We start from the raw sequence: 17,226 nt of genomic DNA on the forward strand, positions 1-17,226 counted from the left end.
GAGATTCATATGCACCGACCCTAACGAACCGGCGCGGTTGTAGGCGGTCCGAACCGGCTTCGTTCGCTTACAGCGTCACTCGTCGGATGCCGCCCCGGCCTCGACCGCGTCGTCGTCGGCCGCCTCGGCCGCTTCGTCGTCGGCCGCCTCGGCCGCTTCGTCGTCGGCCGCCTCGAGCGCGTCGAGCGCCTCGCGCGCCTCGTCGGCCTCGTCCTCATCGGCTTTCCCGGTGCCGAAGAACTCGGCCGTGTCGATCTCATTGCCTGCAGTGTCGCTGACTTCGGCGGCGCGCACCGCTGCGGCCAGCGCCATGCCGCGACGCACGTCGGCGAAGACCGCAGGCAGCTGGTTGTTCTCCTGCAGGAACTGGATCAGCTGCTGCGGCGGGACGCCGTACTGACGCGCCATCAGCACCAGGTGCTGAGTGAGGTCGGTCTGACCCACCTGGATCTCCAGCTTGTCGCCGAGCGCGTCGAGCAGCAGCTGCGTTTTGACCGACTTCTCGGCCTCCCTGCGGGTCTCGGCGTCGAACTCGGCGCGCGAGGATCCCTTCTCGGCCAGCGACTCGGCGAACTTGTTCTCGTCATGGTCCACAACGTGCAGGGCGTTGTGCAGGGCGTTGTCGATGTGCGCCTGCACCACGGCCTCGGGCAGCGGCATCTCGACCTGGTCGACCAAGGCCTCCAGCGTCGCCTCGCGAACCTTCTCGGCCTGCTGGATGCGCTTGGTTCGGCTCACCTGCTCGATGAGGCTCTCGCGCAGTTCGCCGATGGTGTCGAATTCGCTGGCCAGTTGCGCGAATTCGTCGTCGGCCTCGGGCAACTCGCGTTCCTTGACCGACTGAACCGTCACGGTGACCTCGGCGTCCTTGCCGGCCTGCGGGCCGGCCGCCAGCTTGGTGGTGAAGGCCTTGCTCTCCCCGGCCGTCAGGCCCACGATCGCGTCGTCGAGGCCTTCGATGAGCTGACCCGACCCGACCTCGTGCGACAGGCCCTCGGTGGCAGCCCCTTCAACCACTTCGCCGTCAACAGTCGCGTCCAGGTCGATCGAGACGAAGTCGCCCTTGGCCGCCGGCCGTTCGACACCGGTCAGCGTGCCGAATCGTGCCCGCAGCGCGTCGAGCTCGGCGTCGACCTCGTCGTCTGCGACCTCGATCGGGTCCACGCTGATCTTGAGCTGCTCCAGATCCGGCAGCGTGATCTCCGGCCGCACGTCGACCTCGGCGGTGAAAGCGATGTGCTCACCGTCGTCAAGCTTGGTGACCTCGATGTCGGGCTGGCCGAGGGGTTTGAGGTCCGAGCTGGTCACCGCCTCGCTGTAGCGACTCGGCAGCGCCTCGTTGACCACCTGCTGCAACACCGCGGCGCGACCGAAGCGGGCCTCGATCAGCTTGGCCGGCGCCTTGCCCGGCCGGAAACCCGGCAGCCGCACCTGCTTGGCCAGCTCCTTGTAGGTCCGCTCGAAATCCGGCTGAAGCTCGGTGAACGGCACCTCAACGTTGATGCGAACCCGGGTCGGGGTCAGCTGCTCGACGGTGCTCTTCACGGGTGTACTCCTCGATATTGTTGACGTGGTCGGTCGTGCCGGTGCGGCGCGCGCTGCTGGTCGGGGTGACAGGATTTGAACCTGCGGCCTTCCGCTCCCAAAGCGGATGCGCTACCAAGCTGCGCTACACCCCGCACTGACCAGGCGATCCTACGGCCCGGCGACAACGACAAGAAAGCCGCCCGCACACCACGGCCTCAAAGAGAGTCCCAATTGGATTTGGAGTCGGCTACGCCGGTACAGTCTGGCCAGGATATTGCGGGCGTAGCTCAATGGTAGAGCCCTAGTCTTCCAAACTAGCTACGCGGGTTCGATTCCCGTCGCCCGCTCGAAAAGCAGGGTTTTCCCTGGCAGGAAGGCACGCCATGGGCGGCACCCGGCACGTCCAGATCCATGGGTCGTGCTCCCCGCGCTTTGAGAAGGTGCGGTACGAGTTCGAGCGCAACTTCACGCTGCGCGAGGAACTCGGTGCGGCCGTGGCGGCATATGTCGACGGCGAGCTCGTCGTCAATCTGTGGGCGGGCTCGGCCGACGTCGAGGGCGAGCACCCCTGGCAGGAAGACACCCTGAGCACCGTGCTGTCCGGCAGCAAGGGCCTGACCAGCACCTGCGTCCACCGCCTCGCCGAAGCCGGCGAACTGGACCTGCGCATCCCGGTGGCCCACTACTGGCCGGAGTTCGGCCGGGCCGGCAAGGGCGACATCTCACTGGCGATGGTGCTCGCGCACCGCTCCGGGGCGATCGGGCCGCGCGAGCCGATGCACTGGCGCGACGTCACCGACTGGGACCTGGTCTGTGAGCGGCTGGCCGCCGCAGAACCGTGGTGGCGGCCGGGCACCGCGCAGGGCTACCACATGACCACCTACGGCTTCATCATCGGCGAAGTCGTCCGGCGGGTGACCGGGCTGACGGTGGGCCAGTACCTGCGCAATGAGGTCGCCGGTCCGCTCGGTGCCGAAGTGCACATCGGCGTACCGGCCGAACAGCAGCCCTATCGCTGCGCCGACCCGGTGGGCAAGCCCACGATCCGGGAGATGTTGGCCTCGGCCGGCGCCCCGAAACGCCCGACCTCGTTGGACGACCATTCCAAGGCGGGGCTGGCGGTGGCGATGGGGTTCGCTCCCGACGACGAGATCGCCACCAACGACCTGACCCTGTGGCGCCAACTGGAGTTCCCCGGCACCAACGCGCAGGTCTCGGCGCTCGGTATGGCCACGTTCTACAACGGACTGGTGCAGGAGAAGGTGCTCAGCCGTCCCACCATGGACCGCCTGCGGGTGCTGCAGGGCGGCACCGAAACCGATCTGGTGCTCGGCCCCCGAGTCGCCGAACACGGGTGGGGCATGGGCTACATGCTCAACGCCCAGGGGGTCAACGGGCCCAACCGGCGGATCTTCGGTCACGGCGGCCTCGGCGGCTCGTTCGCCTTCGTCGATCTGGAGCACCGGATCGGCTACGGCTACGTGATGAACCGGTTCGACCACACCCAGGCCAACGCCGACCCGCGCAGCGTGGTGCTGTCCAACGAGATCTACCGGGCTCTCGGCGTGCCGATCCGTCCGCGGCGCGAATCCATCTACGACGATTAGCGGTCGGGGCCGCTAGCCCGACTGGCAGGACGGGCACCAGAACACGTTGCGGCCCTCCAGTTCCGCGGTGCGCACCGTGGTCCCGCACACCCGGCACGGGTCACCGGCCCGGCGGTAGACGTAGGTGCGCGGCTTGCCGGGTGCGTACGCCGGCGCTCCGTGGTCATCCTCGGGCCGGACCACCACGATGTTGCCGCGCCGCAGCCCGACCTTCATCAACTCCACCAGGTCGGCCCAGATCGCGGCGAATTCCTGTTCGGACAGCGTGGCGCCGGGCCGGTACGGGTCGATCCGGTGCCGGAACAGCACCTCGCTGCGGTAGACGTTGCCGACCCCGGCGAGCACCGACTGGTCCATAAGCAACGCGGCGATCACCCTGCGGGACTTGACAATCCGTTTGAAGGCCAGCGCCGGGTCGGCGTCGCCGCGCAGCGGGTCCGGCCCCAGGCGCGCGATCACGTCGGCGACCTGAGCCTCATCCACCACCTCGCAGGCGGCCGGGCCGCGCAGATCGGTGCCGTATTCGGCGCCCACCATACGCATCCGGACCTGGCCGACCGGTTCCGGCAGGCCGCCTTCTGCCAGTCCGAACTCGGTGAAATGGCCGTAGATACCGAGATGCACGTGCACGATCGGCCCGCCGGCGTAGTGGTGGAACAGATGCTTCCCCCAAGCCTGCGCGCGGGTCAGCGACCGGCCGTCGACCAGGGCGGCACCGGATTCGAAGCGGCCCTGCGGACTGGACACCGCCACCGGCGCCCGGCCGAAACGACGCTCATGCAGCCGGGCCAGCCGGTGCAGGATGTGCCCCTCCGGCATGTCAGGCCAGTCGGGTCAGGCCGGCGCGCCGGGGACCGGCGGTGCTTCGTGGTTGCGTTCGTAGGCGGCCAGGATGTCGATGCGCCGCTGGTGGCGTTCGGCTTCCGACCACGGCGTGCTCAGGAACGCGTCGACGATCGCGAGCGCCTCGGCGGCGGAGTGCATCCGGCCGCCGATGCCGATCAGTTGGGCGTTGTTGTGTTCGCGGGCCAGCTGCGCGGTTTCGGTGCTCCACGCCAGCGCGCACCGCGCTCCGGGCACCTTGTTGGCCGCGATCTGCTCACCGTTGCCGGATCCACCGATCACGATGCCCAGGCTGTCCGGGTCGGCCACCGTGCGCGATGCCGCGGCGATGCAGAACGCCGGGTAGTCGTCCTCGGCGTCGTAGCTGTAGGCCCCGCAGTCGACCGGCTCGTGCCCGGCCTGCTTCAGGTGGTCGATGATCTGCTCTTTGAGCTCGTAGCCGGCGTGGTCGCAGCCGAGGTAGACGCGCATGGCGGCCATTGTCTCAGACCGGGTCCCCTCCCCCCGCGAGCGTGCGTGTCTGTACATCGACACGCCGCTTTCCGACGTACAACCATGCACTCTCGCGGGAAGGGCCGAGCGACTAGTCGAATTCGGGTGCCTCGCCCCGGGTGCGCTTGAGCTCCCAGAAGTGCGGGTAGGACGCGAACGTCACCGACGCGTCCCACAGCTCCCCGGCCTGCTCCCCGCGCGGGATGCGCGACAGCACCGGACCGAAGAACGCCACCCCGCTGACGTGGATGGTCGGGGTGCCGACATCCTTGCCGACGGCGTCCATCCCGGCGTGGTGGCTGGCCCGCAACGCCTCGTCGTAGGTGTCGGTGGTGGCGGCGTCCGCCAGCTCAGCCGGCAGGCCGACCTCGGCCAGCGCACCGGCGATGACGTCGGGGAAGTCCTTGTTGTTCTGGTTGTGGATCCGGGTGCCCATCGCGGTGTACAGCGGGCCCAGGATCTCATTGCCGCGCAACTGCTCGGCGGCGATCGCCACCCGCACCGGGCCCCACGCCTGGCTCATCCGTTCCCGGTACTCCTCGGGCAGATCACGGCCCTCGTTGAGCACGGCCAGACTCATCACGTGGAAGGTGACATCGATATCGCGGACCTTCTCGACCTCCAGGATCCACCGCGAGGTGATCCAGCACCATGGGCACAGCGGGTCGAACCAAAACTCGGCTTGTGATCTGTCGGACATCGGCGGGTCCTCTCCGGGGGCGGTGGGCATCTGTGCAACACAACTATGCTCGCCCGCCCGGTGTTCCCGACGGGGCCCTCAGAAGCTCTTAGAAGCCCCTAGCCACTCAGCGCCAGCAGCGCGATCGTGATCGCCGGGAAAGCCCCCTGGACGACGGCGGCCCGGGCCTTGTCGGGTGAAGAAGCCACCAGAACCAGCGCCGCGGCCAGCATCGACCCCACTCCGGCGAACGTCAGCGCAAGTCCAACAGCGTTGTGGCCCAAGGCAACCGCACCGACACCGATTCCGGTCACGACAGCCAGGAACAAGTTGTAGAAACCCTGGTTGAAGGCCAGTGGTCTGGTGGTCTCGGCCTCCTCGACAGTCGTGCCGAACACGGCTCGGGTGCGCGGCGACGTCCAGGTCAACGACTCCAGCACGAAGATGTACACGTGCAGTGCCGCGGCCAGCGCGGCGAATACCAGACCGGCGACATGCATGGCCCCATTAAACGCGGTCAGACGCCCGCCCGCACGGTCCGGCGGCTACTGTAGGCGGGCGTGGCCCTTCCTAACCTCACCCGCGACCAGGCCGCCGAACGCGCCGCTCTGGTCACCGTCGACAACTACCGGATCGCGCTCGACCTGACCGACGGCAGCGGCAAACCGGGCGAGCGCACGTTTCGCTCCACCACCACCGTCACCTTCGACGCCCTGCCCGGCAGCGACACCGTCATCGACATCGCCGCCGAGACGGTGCGCGGCGCCACCCTGAACGGCCGCGCCCTCGATGTCAGCGGCTACGACGAATCCACCGGCATCCCGCTGCACGGTCTGGACCAGCACAACGTCGTCGAGATCGACGCCGACTGCTACTACTCCAACACCGGTGAGGGTCTGCACCGCTTCGTCGACCCGGTCGACGACGAGGTGTACCTGTACTCGCAGTTCGAAACCGCCGACGCCAAGCGGATGTTCGCCTGTTTCGACCAGCCCGACCTCAAGGCCACCTTCGACATCACCGTCACCGCGCCGCAGCATTGGCAGGTGGTCTCGAACGGCGCGACGCAAAGCGCCGAGGCCGGTGTGCACACCTTCGCGACCACCCCGAAGATGAGCACCTACCTGGTGGCGCTGATCGCCGGACCGTATGCCCGATGGGACGACGTCTACCGCGACGAGCACGGCGAGATCCCGTTGGGCCTGTTCTGCCGCGCATCGCTGGCCGAGCACATGGACGCCGAGCGGCTGTTCACCGAGACCAAGCAGGGATTCGGGTTCTACCACAGCAATTTCGGCGTGCCGTATGCGTTCGGCAAGTACGACCAGCTGTTCGTTCCGGAGTTCAACGCCGGCGCCATGGAGAACGCGGGCGCGGTGACGTTCCTGGAGGACTACGTCTTTCGGAGCAAGGTGACCCGGGCGTCCTATGAACGACGGGCCGAGACGGTGCTGCACGAGATGGCGCACATGTGGTTCGGCGACCTGGTCACCATGCGCTGGTGGGACGACCTGTGGCTCAACGAGTCGTTCGCGACGTTCGCCTCGGTGCTGTGCCAAAGCGAGGCAACCGAATACACCAGTGCCTGGACCACATTCGCCAATGCGGAGAAGTCGTGGGCCTACCGGCAGGACCAACTGCCGTCGACGCATCCGATCGCCGCCGACATCCCCGACCTGGCCGCCGTCGAAGTCAACTTCGACGGGATCACCTACGCCAAGGGCGCATCGGTGCTCAAGCAGTTGGTGGCCTATGTCGGGCTGGACCACTTCCTGGCCGGACTGCGCGACTACTTCGCCGCGCACGCCTTCGACAACGCCACCTTCGACGACCTGCTGGCCGCCCTGGAGAAAGCCTCCGGCCGGGACCTGTCCGACTGGGGCCGGCAATGGCTCAAGACCACCGGCCTGAACACGCTGCGGGCGGACTTCGATGTGGACGCGGACGGGCGCTTCACCCGCTTCGCGGTGGCACAGAGCGGTGCCGCTCCGGGCGCCGGCGAGACCCGGGTGCACCGGTTGGCCATCGGCATCTATGACGATGAAGACGAAGCCCGGGCCGGTTCCGGCCGGCTGGTGCGGGTGCACCGGGAAGAGTTGGACATCGAGGGCCCGAGCACGGAAGTGCCTAGCCTGGTAGGGGTTTCGCGCGGAAAACTGATCCTGGTCAACGACGACGACCTGACCTACTGTGCGCTGCGGCTGGACCCGCAGTCGCTGGCCACTGCGACCGAACGCATCGCCGACATCGCCGAGCCGCTGCCGCGCACCCTGGTGTGGTCGGCGGCCTGGGAGATGACCCGCGAGGCCGAGCTGCGCGCCCGTGACTTTGTGGCACTGGTGCAACGCGGCATCGGCGCCGAGACCGAGGTCGGGGTCGCCCAGCGACTGCTGCTGCAGGCGCAGACCGCGCTGGGGTTCTACGCCGAACCGGGCTGGGCCGCCGAGCACGGTTGGCCGGCGTTCGCCGATCGGCTCCTCGAGCTGGCCCGCGGTGCCGAGCCCGGCTCGGATCACCAGCTGGCGTTCGTCAACGCGCTGTGCACCTCGGTGTTGGCCGAGCGGCACACCGCGGTACTGGCCGCGCTGCTGGACGGCGACTCGGCCGCTCAGGATCTGGCCGGACTGGCCGTCGACACCGATCTGCGCTGGCGGATCGTGGTGGCCTTGGCCCGCAGCGGCGCACTGGATTCCGAGGCGATCGACGCCGAGATCCGGCGCGATCCGACTGCGGCCGGCAAACGCCAGGGCGCCCAGGCATCGGCGGCACGCCCGCAGCCGGCGGTCAAGCAGGCGGCCTGGCAGGAGGTCATCGAGGATGACACGCTGGCCAACATCACCGGCCGGGCGATCATCGCCGGGATCGTGCAACCCGGGCAGGGCGAGCTGCTGGCGCCGTTCACCGCCCGCTACTTCGAGGCGATCCGCGGGGTGTGGGAGCGGCGGTCCAGCGAGGTGGCGCAGACGGTGGTGGTGGGCCTGTACCCGGGCTGGGAAGTCAGCCAGGCCGGATTGGACGCCGCCGACGCGTTCCTGGCCGACCCCGAGGTGCCGCCGGCGCTGCGGCGGTTGGTGCTGGAGGGCCGGGCCGGGGTCGAGCGGTCGCTGCGGGCGCGGACCTTCGACGCCGCTTGAACAGGCACAGCTTGAACAGGCACCGCCTGATCAGCGGTATCCCCCGTCGGAGGGACCGGCGTCCTTCTCGAATCGGTTGATGCCGCCGAGAATCCGGGCCTTCGCCTCCTCGGCGAGGTAGCGCGCGGGCATCCGAATCGGCCCCAGCTCGGCCCACTGTTGGGCGTGGATCTCTTCGTGGTGCAGCAGCCGGCTCAGGTCGGGCCCGCCCGGACCGAGCCGCCCGGATTCGACGATGTCGCGCAGCCGCCCGGCCGGGTCGGCGACGCGATCGGCGTTGACCAGGAACAGGTCGCCCCACATGGTGCCGCCGCGGTGGCTGAACTGGGTGTGTATCCGGTTGCCGCCCAACGCCATCAGCACGCCGTTCGGGGTGGTGACCAGGCACCCTCCGGTGTTGCAGATACCCCGCACGGCCGCGTAGCTCCAGCGATTCGCGTGCTGCCGCGCGATGATCCGTCGCACCTCGGCGGCGCCGTAGGGCGTCTCACGGAAGTCACAACGGGCACCGGAGCGGGCGTAGCCGGTGCCGGCGTTGAAGAGATAGGTCAGCAGCACCGCCCGACGGGCGTCGTCGCCGCCGGTGCCCCGGGGGATCACGAAGAAGCTCTTGCCGTCCGGGTCGGTGATCTGTGCCATCGCGTCCAGAGCCCGGAAGCTGTCGCGGGTGATGAGCTGCCCGCGCACGATCTCGGCCACCGCTTGCGGGGCGACCGCGTGCCGGTCGATGTTGTCCAGCCAGGCTCGATGCGCCGGCGAAGCCGACATCACGGCGCGAGCTGAAGTCACCTGCCGCACGCTGGCGAACCCGTAGGGGCAGCCGTCAGGCCGGGGTGATGCCGGCGCTGATCACCCGCACCGCGCTGATCAGGCCGTCGATCAGGTCGCCGTCCCGGAATGCTGCGGCCGCGGCGGCCACACCCTGCGGTGCCGCTGCCGGGGCGATGCGGCCGCTTACGCCGGCACCGTAGACCACCTCGATGGCCCGCTGGTCCGGTGAGACCGCGACCAGCACGGCGTCATTGGGGGTGGGCACCTTCGCCAGAATCTCGCTGGCTCGCGCGGCGGTGTCGGCGCCCAGGTCGCCGATGTAGGTGGCGAAACGGACCTGCGAGGCCCGCGACCCGTAGGTCAGCGCGTCGTCGAGGGCCACCAGCTCCTTGACCGGGAACGGGTAGTGCAACGACGCCTCGCCGGGTTCGGTGACCCCGGATACCCGACCGCTGTAGGTGATCACCGAGCCGTGCGGCAGGTCCGCCGGATCGATTGTCGCGACCTCACCAGTTGCCACTGGCCGCACCCCCCACGCTGAACTCGGATTTGCCGTGACCGTGCCCGGCGCCGATGGCCTCGCCGGTCGCCGCCCACAGGATCGGCGGATGCGTCCACCGATCGGCCATCTGATAGGTGGCCGCGCGCGGGCCCTTACGCGACCAGATCCGTGCTGACAGCAGCGAGACCAGCAGCACCGGAACGCCGATGAAGAAGCCGAGGATTTCGAACACGCTCACGCCGTAGACCGTATCCCACCGCGGATCGCGCGGTGCGAGAACCCGGCCGCATCCGGGGCAGGCCTCAGACCGGAACCCAGCCGCCCCAGTCCTCGCCGCTGAACACTCGGCCCTCGGGGATCACGAAATGCTGCAGGAACAGCTGCAGCGCCGGCTGCATCTGGAAGTGCAGTGCGGTCATGGCCTCGACGATCTCCGGTGTCATCGGATCATGGTCGTCGGGTTTGTTCGCCGGGATCAGCCCCAGGTGCAAGGCCATCTCCAGCTGGTAATAGGTGAAGTCGCCGTAGGGCCGTTTGGGGTCTGCGCCGGGGATATCTTCGTCGAAGTAGGGATCCGACAGCTCCCAGGACATCACCCTCAGCAGGGACCGGTGCTGGTCGGTGAACTCGAAGGCGCTCTGGTCGGGCAGTTCCTCGACGAAGAACGAATATTCGTGATCCGGCGGTGGCCGCTGGTAGGAGTAGGCGCCGGGCGGACAGTCGCCGTGTGCGGCTGCGATCCTCAGCAGATGCAGGTCATCGGGTTCGGGTTCCCAATCCGGCGGGAAGCACGGTGCCCCGACCTCTACTCCGTCCCAGCCGACTCGCACGGCCCGTAGTCGTTGGGTGTGACGCGTCTGCCATTGGAGTTCCACGTCGTCATTATTGCGATGCCCGACTGCGATGCCCGACTGCGATGCCCGCTCAGGCGGCACCTTCACCGAGGTAGCGCATCCACACCGGGTCGAGGTCGTTGATCACCGCCAACAGCCGCCAGTGCTGGCCCTTGGGCGAGGTGGGCACCAACCGCAGCGTCCAGCCGATCTCGGTGAGCAACCGGTCCGCCTTACGGTGATTGCAGGTCGAGCAGGCTGCCACGCAGTTCTCCCAGGAGTGGTCGCCGCCCCGGCTGCGCGGCACCACGTGGTCGACGGTGTCGGCCTTGCCCCCGCAGTAGGCGCAGCTGTGCTGGTCGCGGTGCATCAGCGCGGCGCGGGTCAACGGGATCCGGGCCCGGTAGGGCACCCGGACATAGGACCGCAGCCTGATCACCGACGGCACCGCCACCGACCGGGTCGCCGAGTGGATCACCGGGCCGGCCGGATCGTCGTGCACCACGTCGGCCTTGCCGCAGATCAGCATGACCACGGCGCGGCGCAGCGGGAGCGCGGTCAACGGCTCGAAGGTGGAGTTCAGCAGCAACACTCTCCGGCGGGTCCAGATCGACACGGCATCGGTGGCGGTCCCGGAACCGGAAGTGGCGACCGAGTGCAGGCATGGGGCGGTGGCAAGCCCGGTCAGGCTCGCCGCTGGGGCACCGGGGTGGCGGTGGCCCCGGCGCTTCATATCCGGCTTTTGTGCTGCACCATTGATCCTCCGCCGAACAGTTCACCATGATTCGGCGCTGGTCGCACGCCCATTTGCTGTGTGTTCACCGGCAGGCGTCGGCTAGCAAGTAGGTAATGCCCCACAATGGTGGGCGATGCAGCCGATAGAAGAGCCCTCGTTTTATGACGCCGTCGGCGGTGCGGAGACCTTCCACGCCATCGTGTCGCGGTTTTATCAACTGGTCGCCCAGGACGCGATCCTGCGCCCGATGTACCCCGCCGACGACATGGACGGCGCCGAGGAACGGTTGCGGATGTTCCTCGAGCAGTACTGGGGCGGCCCGCGCACCTATACCGAGCGCCGCGGCCACCCGCGGTTGCGGATGCGCCATATCCCCTACCGGATCGGCCCGCTGCAGCGTGACGCCTGGCTGCGCTGCATGGTCGCCGCGGTCGACGAGATCGACAGCGACACTCTCGACGACGCGCATCGCGCCGAACTGCTGCAGTACCTGCATTCGGCAGCCGACTTCATGGTCAACGCGCCGATCTGATGGGCCCCGTACAGATCCCAGACAAGAACCCCTGGTGGGCCAAGAGCGTGTTCTACCAGGTGTATCCCCGCTCGTTCGCCGACAGCAACGCCGACGGGGTCGGCGACCTCGATGGCGTGACCGCACACCTGGACTATCTGCGGCGGCTGGGTGTCGACGGCATCTGGCTCAACCCGGTGACGGTCTCGCCGATGGCCGACCACGGCTACGACGTGTCGGATCCGCGCGACATCGACCCGCTCTTCGGGGATCTGGCGGCGATGGACCGGCTGGTGACCGCCGCGCACGAACGCGGCATCAAAGTCACCATGGACCTGGTGCCCAACCACACCAGTTCGGCGCATCCGTGGTTCGTCGAGGCGCTGGCCGCCGCACCCGCCAGCCCGGCGCGGCAGCGCTACATCTTCCGCGACGGCCGCGGGCCGGGCGGGCAGCTGCCGCCCAACAACTGGGTGTCGGTGTTCGGCGGGCCGGCCTGGACCCGGGTCACCGATTCCGGCGGTTCAGCGAGGCTCGACGAAGGAGAGACGGAGCTGGGACCGCCGCATCAACCCGACGGCCCCGGCCAGTGGTACCTGCACCTATTCGACGTGTCACAACCCGATCTGAACTGGGACAACCCGGAGGTCATGGCCGACTTCGAGAAGACCCTGCGGTTCTGGCTGGACCGCGGCGTGGACGGCTTCCGTATCGACGTGTCCCACGGCATGGCCAAGCCGCCCGGCCTGCCGGACATGCCCGTCACCGACCTGAAGCTGCTGGCTCACCGCGACGACGACCCGCGGTTCAACCAGCCGGGAGTCCATGCGATTCACCGCGCGATCCGCGCCGTCTTCGACGACTATCCCGGTGCGGTGAGCGTCGGTGAGGTCTGGGTGCACGACAACGCACTGTTCGCCGAGTACCTGCGGCCCGACGAGCTGCACCTGGCGTTCAACTTCCGGCTGCTGCAGGCCGACTTCGACGCCGCCGATATTCGCGATGCGATCGACAACTCGCTGACCGCGGTCTCCTCGGTGGGTGCCAGTGCGACCTGGGCGCTGGAGAACCACGATGTCGAGCGGGCCGTCACCCGCTACGGCGACGGGCCGGTCGGCTTGGCCCGGGCACGGGCGATGGCACTGGTGCTGCTCGCGCTGCCGGGCACGGTGTTCGTCTACAACGGCCAGGAATTGGGCCTGCCGAACGTCGAGCTGCCCGACTCGGCGTTGCAGGATCCGGTATGGGAGCGCTCCGGGCACACCGAGCGCGGACGCGACGGCTGCCGGGTGCCGATGCCGTGGTCCGGCAGCAGCCCGGCGTTCGGGTTCTCCGAGCGGACCGACACCTGGCTGCCGATGCCGCCGCAGTGGGCGCCGCTGACCGTCGAGGCCCAGCTCGCCGACGCCGACTCGACCCTCGGGCTGTATCAGCGCGCGATCGCATTGCGCAGAACACATCTGGGATTCGACAGCCGGATCGAATGGCGGCCCGCCGCCGACGGCGTGCTGATGTTCAGCTGCGGCGGACTGGTATGCGCCTTGAACACCGGTGACCGCCCGGTGGCATTGCCCAAGGGACGGCTGATCCTGGGCAGCGCACCGGCCGCTGACGGTCTGTTGCCGCCGAACGCCGCGGCATGGCTGGTCTGACGGCCGGTCAGCTCACCGGCGACCGCGAACTTCGGGTCCACTACCGGCCGTGACGAACTCGGCCACCAGTTCGGCCAGCCGGTCCGGTTGATCGATCATCGAATAGGTGCGCGCGCCTTCGATGAGTTCGAAGCGGGCGTTGGGCAGCACCTGCGCCAGGCGTCTGCCGTCCTCCAAGGGAAAGAACAGATCGTCGGCAGACCAGGCGATCAGCGCCGGCTTGGCGAACTCACGCAGTCGCGCCCCGGCATCGAGGGAGGTCTGCTGGTTCAACGACTTGGTCAAGCGGCGAAGGTCGTCGGCCACTGCGGCGTCGCGTAGTGCGGGTTTGACCCATTCCCGGGCCAAGAGATCGATGTCGCGATGCGCCAGTTTGGCGTAGGCGTATCGCCGGACCACGCGCGTCCGCATCGGCTGGAGCGCCGCACGAAAGCTGATGGCGGTCTTCGCGGCCACGATGAAGGGATTGATGATGGGCGGCGGGAAATGCTCGAAGGCATCGCAACTGGTCAAGACCAGGGCACCCAACCGGTCGGGATGGTTGACCGCGACCAGCTGGCTGACCAGGCCCCCGGTGTCGTTGCCGACCAGCACCACATCCTCCAGCGCGAGGGCTTCCATGAAGGCGTCCACCATCGCCGCGATGCCGGGCAATGTCCTGTCGGCCCCCGGCCGCAGCGGACTCGGGTGCGCGCCCAGCGGCCAGTTCGGGGCGATGCAGCGGAGACCTCGTGCAGCCAGGCGCGCGCTAAGCGGCCCCCACAGCGAGGCGCCCATGGCGTAACCGTGCACGAACAACACCGGGCGGCCGTCCTGCGGGCCCACCGTGTCGTAGTGGATTGTTCCGGCGTCAATGTCAACGGTCGGCATCGAATGCTCCTAACATAGTTACGTGCAACCTGCCGATAACTTACCGACAGCCTGTACGGAAATCAAGCGTCGGACGCAGGCCGAACGTTCGGCCGCCACCCGCGCTGCGCTGACCAGCGCGGCCCGCCAGCTGTGGGGCGCGCGCGGCTTCGCCGCCGTGGGGACTCCAGAGATCGCCGAGGCCGCCGGCGTGACCCGCGGGGCGATGTATCACCAGTTCCCGGACAAGGCGGCACTGTTCCTGGCCGTCGTGGAGGCCGTGGAAGCAGACGTCATGACGCGGCTCGCCGAAGCGGTCGCGGCCTCGGCGGCCACCACCCCGGCCGCGGCGTTACGGTCGGCGGCCGACAGCTGGCTGGTAGTGGCCGACGATCCGGAGGTACGTCAGATCATCCTGCTCGATGCGCCGAACGTCTTGGGCTGGGACGGCTTTCGCGATGTGGCGCAGCGCTACAGCCTGGGTATGACCGAGCACCTGCTCAGCGAAGCGATGAAGGCGGGACAACTCCCCCACCAGCCGGTCCGCGCGCTTGCGCACGTTCTCATCGGCGCACTGGACGAGGCCGCGATGCTGATCGCGACCGCAGACGACCGGGATCAGATGCGCGCCGAGGTGAGCACGGTAGTGCACCGGCTGCTTGATGCCATGCTGACCGAGAGCTGATCTGCGCAGAACTCAGAACATCGCCTGTGGCGGTGCCTGCTGGCCTTCGGTCGCCTGATAGAACGGCCGCGCGGCCACCTTGGCCATCCCGGTGAAGAACATCCACGGAATGGTGACCACCTTCTGGTTGAGGGTGGCGGTTGCGTCGTTGTAGTACTGGCGGGCGAACGCCAGCTGGTTTTCGGTGTCGGTGAGCTGTTCCTGCAGCTGCAGGAAGTTGACCGAGGCCTTCAGCTCGGGGTAGTTCTCGGCGACGGCGAGCACGTTGAAGATCGCGCGGTCCAGCTGGGCCTGGGCCTGCGCCTTCTCCTCGACGGTGCCCGACTGCGCCGCCCGTGTCGCATTGGCCCGAGCGGTGGTGACCTCTTCGAACACCGACTTCTCATGCGTCGCATAACCTTTGACGGTCGACACCAGGTTGGGAATCAGGTCGGCGCGCCGGGTCAGCTGAACGTCTATGCCGCCCAGTGCCTCCTGCGCCTTCACGTCGAGCTTGCGCAGCAGGTTGAACGCGGTGATGCCGAAGGCGACCACCGCCACCAGCGCCGCCGCCAGGATCGCGATACCGGTGATCACGCTCATCTGATACCTCTTTCCTCGATTGATTGTTCACCATGAACCGCCACCGCTGCCCCCTCCACCGCCGAAACCGCCACCGCCGCCGCTGAACCCGCCAGAACCCGACGAAGAGCTTTGGGAAGCCTGGTACGCGCTGATCGACGTGGCGATCGCGGCGCCCAGGCCGGCCAGCGCGGCCCCGCTGTACAGCCCGGCCGCACCGCTCGCCCCCGTCACCGGATACCACGGCACCTCCGGCGGCTCGTGCCCAGTTGCCGTCCGGTACTTCGCGGCCCACTTGTCGGCGACGCCGAAGGCCACCGCATAGGGGATGTAGGCGATGAAAAGGTCCTTGCGCGCCGCAAAGTCAAACCGGTCCTCGCTGGACGGAGTGGACAGCAGGCGCTCGAACCCGCCGGCCCGCGACCACAGCTGGCGGCCCGCCGGGGTGCGCCGGATCCCCACGCCCGTGGCGAACAGCCCGAAACCCGCGATGGCGAACGCCGCGAACGGCAGACCCCGCATCGTCGGGTAGCCCCAGAACCGTACGGCCGCCATGAGGATGCAGAGGCAGACCAGCACTCGGCCGATGATCTCCACGATCGCGTACCGCGACAATCCCTCCTTACGAGACCAGGATCGAGTGGCGGACTTGGCGGTATCGGTAGCGCTCGCCAGTTTTTCGCCTGCCTTCTTGCCGCCGGTGACAACACGACCGCCGGATTCTGCGATGCCCAGCGCTTCGCCGACCTCACGTGTCACCGGATCAACGTTCGCCCACTGCGCGGCGGTGGCGGTGCCGGTCACGGCCCATTTCTTCGATCTGATGCGCTCCAGCTCAACCAGCTTGCGCTCGGCCATATGCAGCAGTGTCGCGACCAGGGCGTGGTCACCGACCGTCTCCTTGACGATGTAGACAGCCTGCGCCGGCCCGAGCCGGTCGGGCGGCTCATACATCACCGGCAGACCGGGAGGCTCCTCCCGTGACCGTCGAACCCAGAGGTATCCGGCCAGCGCGGCAAGCACCGTCAATGCCGCCACTTCGACGGCGATGCGGGTCGAGCGGCCCAGGATGCCGTCGAAGCGCGCCGGCCACGGCAGGGTGGTGCAGGGCGGCAGCGTCATCGGCAGATCAACGCGGACGGTGACCGGGTTACGCGGTGCCAGGTTTCCCGCGGTGACCGCGACTCGCTCGCTTCCCGCGCCCTCGATGGCGCACGGAACCGACCCGTCGGCGCTCGCGGCACACTGCACCAGCCCGGATGGGACGGGCAGCTCGATCACGACCTGCGCGTCCCGAATCGGCATCTCCCAGAAGCCCACCGCGTTCCAGTAGAACGACGAGTCGGCCGCGGTCCGGTTCTCCCCCGCCCGGGTCGGGAACTTCCCTTGCGCACTAGGGGTTTTCGCCAAGACACCGTCGATGGTGTAGTCAATCTCGTAGATGTATGTGCCCTGGGACAATGTCCTGGACGGATTGCCGATACGGGCAACGTAGACACTGCGGCCGTTTCGCCACGAATAGCTCACCGGCACCGCCCGGCCGTTCATCGTGATACCGGTGACGGTCGGGACAATCCGCAGATGGGAGTCGGTGGGGTCGGCGACCGGGAAATACCAGAAGATGCCGTGCCGGCCGCTCGGAAGGTCCACCGTCAATCGCTCGGTGGCATTGAGGTGGCCGTCAGCGCCGACCCGATAGGTCGCGGCGTAGCGCCTGATCACCCCCGGATCCCGAGCCGGCGACACCGAATCCGTCATTCCCGAGGCAAGCGGCCACAGCAGGCCCAGACCCGACAGCGCAACGAGAATCACTGACGCGATCAGCAGCGGCTTGGCCTTCACTC

18 protein-coding genes and 2 tRNA genes are annotated in these 17,226 nt (G+C 68.2%); 6 read left to right on the top strand and 14 right to left on the bottom strand.

Annotation, left to right across the window (positions count from 1 at the left end; translation table 11 throughout):
• Positions 1 to 75: 75 nt before the first annotated feature.
• Positions 76 to 1,545, bottom strand: a complete 1,470-nt coding sequence (gene tig / locus AWC16_RS08345) for a trigger factor (protein ID WP_085264290.1) — start codon at positions 1,543 to 1,545, stop codon at positions 76 to 78.
• 57 nt (positions 1,546 to 1,602) lie between these two features.
• Positions 1,603 to 1,679, bottom strand: a tRNA-Pro gene (locus AWC16_RS08350).
• A gap of 124 nt (positions 1,680 to 1,803) precedes the next feature.
• Between AWC16_RS08350 and AWC16_RS08355 the strand changes: the two genes are divergently transcribed.
• Both AWC16_RS08355 and AWC16_RS08360 read left to right on the top strand, forming a co-directional pair.
• A tRNA-Gly gene (locus tag AWC16_RS08355) sits at positions 1,804 to 1,874 on the top strand.
• A 36-nt stretch (positions 1,875 to 1,910) separates the two neighbouring features.
• On the top strand, positions 1,911 to 3,134 hold the full coding sequence (locus AWC16_RS08360) for a serine hydrolase domain-containing protein (protein ID WP_085264291.1): 1,224 nt from the start codon (positions 1,911 to 1,913) through the stop codon (positions 3,132 to 3,134).
• Between the two features lie 12 nt (positions 3,135 to 3,146).
• Here AWC16_RS08360 and AWC16_RS08365 read toward each other — a convergent pair whose 3' ends face one another.
• The 4 genes from AWC16_RS08365 to AWC16_RS08380 all read right to left on the bottom strand — a co-directional run bounded on the left by AWC16_RS08365 (position 3,147) and on the right by AWC16_RS08380 (position 5,648).
• Positions 3,147 to 3,953: an Fpg/Nei family DNA glycosylase gene (locus AWC16_RS08365; protein ID WP_085264292.1), complete on the bottom strand. Its 807-nt coding sequence runs from the start codon at positions 3,951 to 3,953 to the stop codon at positions 3,147 to 3,149.
• Between the two features lie 15 nt (positions 3,954 to 3,968).
• Entirely contained in the window at positions 3,969 to 4,448 is a 480-nt protein-coding gene (locus AWC16_RS08370; RefSeq protein WP_085264319.1) for a ribose-5-phosphate isomerase, read from the bottom strand.
• A 112-nt stretch (positions 4,449 to 4,560) separates the two neighbouring features.
• The gene (locus AWC16_RS08375) at positions 4,561 to 5,169 is read right to left on the bottom strand and encodes a mycothiol-dependent nitroreductase Rv2466c family protein (protein WP_085264320.1); all 609 of its coding nucleotides are present in this window, start codon (positions 5,167 to 5,169) and stop codon (positions 4,561 to 4,563) included.
• 98 nt (positions 5,170 to 5,267) lie between these two features.
• Complete coding sequence (locus AWC16_RS08380) at positions 5,268 to 5,648, bottom strand: DUF1304 domain-containing protein (protein ID WP_085264293.1); 381 nt, start codon at positions 5,646 to 5,648, stop codon at positions 5,268 to 5,270.
• 60 nt (positions 5,649 to 5,708) lie between these two features.
• Between AWC16_RS08380 and pepN the strand changes: the two genes are divergently transcribed.
• The gene (gene pepN, locus AWC16_RS08385) at positions 5,709 to 8,282 is read left to right on the top strand and encodes an aminopeptidase N (RefSeq protein WP_085264294.1); all 2,574 of its coding nucleotides are present in this window, start codon (positions 5,709 to 5,711) and stop codon (positions 8,280 to 8,282) included.
• Between the two features lie 30 nt (positions 8,283 to 8,312).
• Here the strand turns inward: pepN and AWC16_RS08390 are convergent, their stop codons facing one another.
• The 5 genes from AWC16_RS08390 to AWC16_RS08410 form a co-directional block, all read right to left on the bottom strand.
• Positions 8,313 to 9,071, bottom strand: coding sequence for a hypothetical protein (locus AWC16_RS08390; RefSeq protein ID WP_234812176.1), 759 nt, complete (start codon positions 9,069 to 9,071; stop codon positions 8,313 to 8,315).
• 34 nt (positions 9,072 to 9,105) lie between these two features.
• Positions 9,106 to 9,573, bottom strand: coding sequence for a DUF5130 family protein (locus tag AWC16_RS08395; protein ID WP_085264296.1), 468 nt, complete (start codon positions 9,571 to 9,573; stop codon positions 9,106 to 9,108).
• Positions 9,560 to 9,793 carry an aa3-type cytochrome oxidase subunit CtaJ gene (ctaJ, locus tag AWC16_RS08400; RefSeq protein WP_085264297.1) on the bottom strand — a complete coding sequence of 78 codons (234 nt, stop codon included), beginning with the start codon at positions 9,791 to 9,793 and terminating at the stop codon, positions 9,560 to 9,562. Before ctaJ ends, AWC16_RS08395 begins: the two co-directional genes overlap by 14 nt.
• A gap of 64 nt (positions 9,794 to 9,857) precedes the next feature.
• Positions 9,858 to 10,430 carry a hypothetical protein gene (locus tag AWC16_RS08405; RefSeq protein ID WP_085264321.1) on the bottom strand — a complete coding sequence of 191 codons (573 nt, stop codon included), beginning with the start codon at positions 10,428 to 10,430 and terminating at the stop codon, positions 9,858 to 9,860.
• A 49-nt stretch (positions 10,431 to 10,479) separates the two neighbouring features.
• Positions 10,480 to 11,121, bottom strand: a complete 642-nt coding sequence (locus AWC16_RS08410; RefSeq protein WP_085264298.1) for an HNH endonuclease — start codon at positions 11,119 to 11,121, stop codon at positions 10,480 to 10,482.
• 136 nt (positions 11,122 to 11,257) lie between these two features.
• Here AWC16_RS08410 and AWC16_RS08415 point away from each other — a divergent pair, with 136 nt between their 5' ends.
• Together AWC16_RS08415 and AWC16_RS08420 are read left to right on the top strand one after the other, a co-directional pair.
• Positions 11,258 to 11,656 carry a globin gene (locus tag AWC16_RS08415; protein WP_085264299.1) on the top strand — a complete coding sequence of 133 codons (399 nt, stop codon included), beginning with the start codon at positions 11,258 to 11,260 and terminating at the stop codon, positions 11,654 to 11,656.
• On the top strand, positions 11,656 to 13,287 hold the full coding sequence (locus tag AWC16_RS08420; RefSeq protein WP_085264300.1) for a glycoside hydrolase family 13 protein: 1,632 nt from the start codon (positions 11,656 to 11,658) through the stop codon (positions 13,285 to 13,287). Before AWC16_RS08415 ends, AWC16_RS08420 begins: the two co-directional genes overlap by 1 nt.
• A gap of 12 nt (positions 13,288 to 13,299) precedes the next feature.
• On the opposite strand, the gene AWC16_RS08425 is transcribed toward AWC16_RS08420, so the two are convergent.
• Positions 13,300 to 14,157, bottom strand: a complete 858-nt coding sequence (locus tag AWC16_RS08425; RefSeq protein WP_085264301.1) for an alpha/beta fold hydrolase — start codon at positions 14,155 to 14,157, stop codon at positions 13,300 to 13,302.
• Positions 14,158 to 14,179: 22 nt separating this feature from the next.
• Here AWC16_RS08425 and AWC16_RS08430 point away from each other — a divergent pair, with 22 nt between their 5' ends.
• Positions 14,180 to 14,821 carry a TetR/AcrR family transcriptional regulator gene (locus AWC16_RS08430; protein ID WP_085264302.1) on the top strand — a complete coding sequence of 214 codons (642 nt, stop codon included), beginning with the start codon at positions 14,180 to 14,182 and terminating at the stop codon, positions 14,819 to 14,821.
• 12 nt (positions 14,822 to 14,833) lie between these two features.
• Here AWC16_RS08430 and AWC16_RS08435 read toward each other — a convergent pair whose 3' ends face one another.
• A complete protein-coding gene (locus AWC16_RS08435; protein WP_207572284.1) occupies positions 14,834 to 15,403 on the bottom strand; it encodes a LemA family protein in 570 nt (189 codons plus the stop codon).
• 27 nt (positions 15,404 to 15,430) lie between these two features.
• Positions 15,431 to 17,224 carry a DUF2207 domain-containing protein gene (locus AWC16_RS08440; RefSeq protein ID WP_085264303.1) on the bottom strand — a complete coding sequence of 598 codons (1,794 nt, stop codon included), beginning with the start codon at positions 17,222 to 17,224 and terminating at the stop codon, positions 15,431 to 15,433.
• Between the last annotated feature and the right edge of the window lie 2 nt (positions 17,225 to 17,226).

The sequence above is a fragment of the Mycolicibacter longobardus genome (genome assembly GCF_002102265.1).
GTDB lineage: Bacteria > Actinomycetota > Actinomycetes > Mycobacteriales > Mycobacteriaceae > Mycobacterium > Mycobacterium longobardum.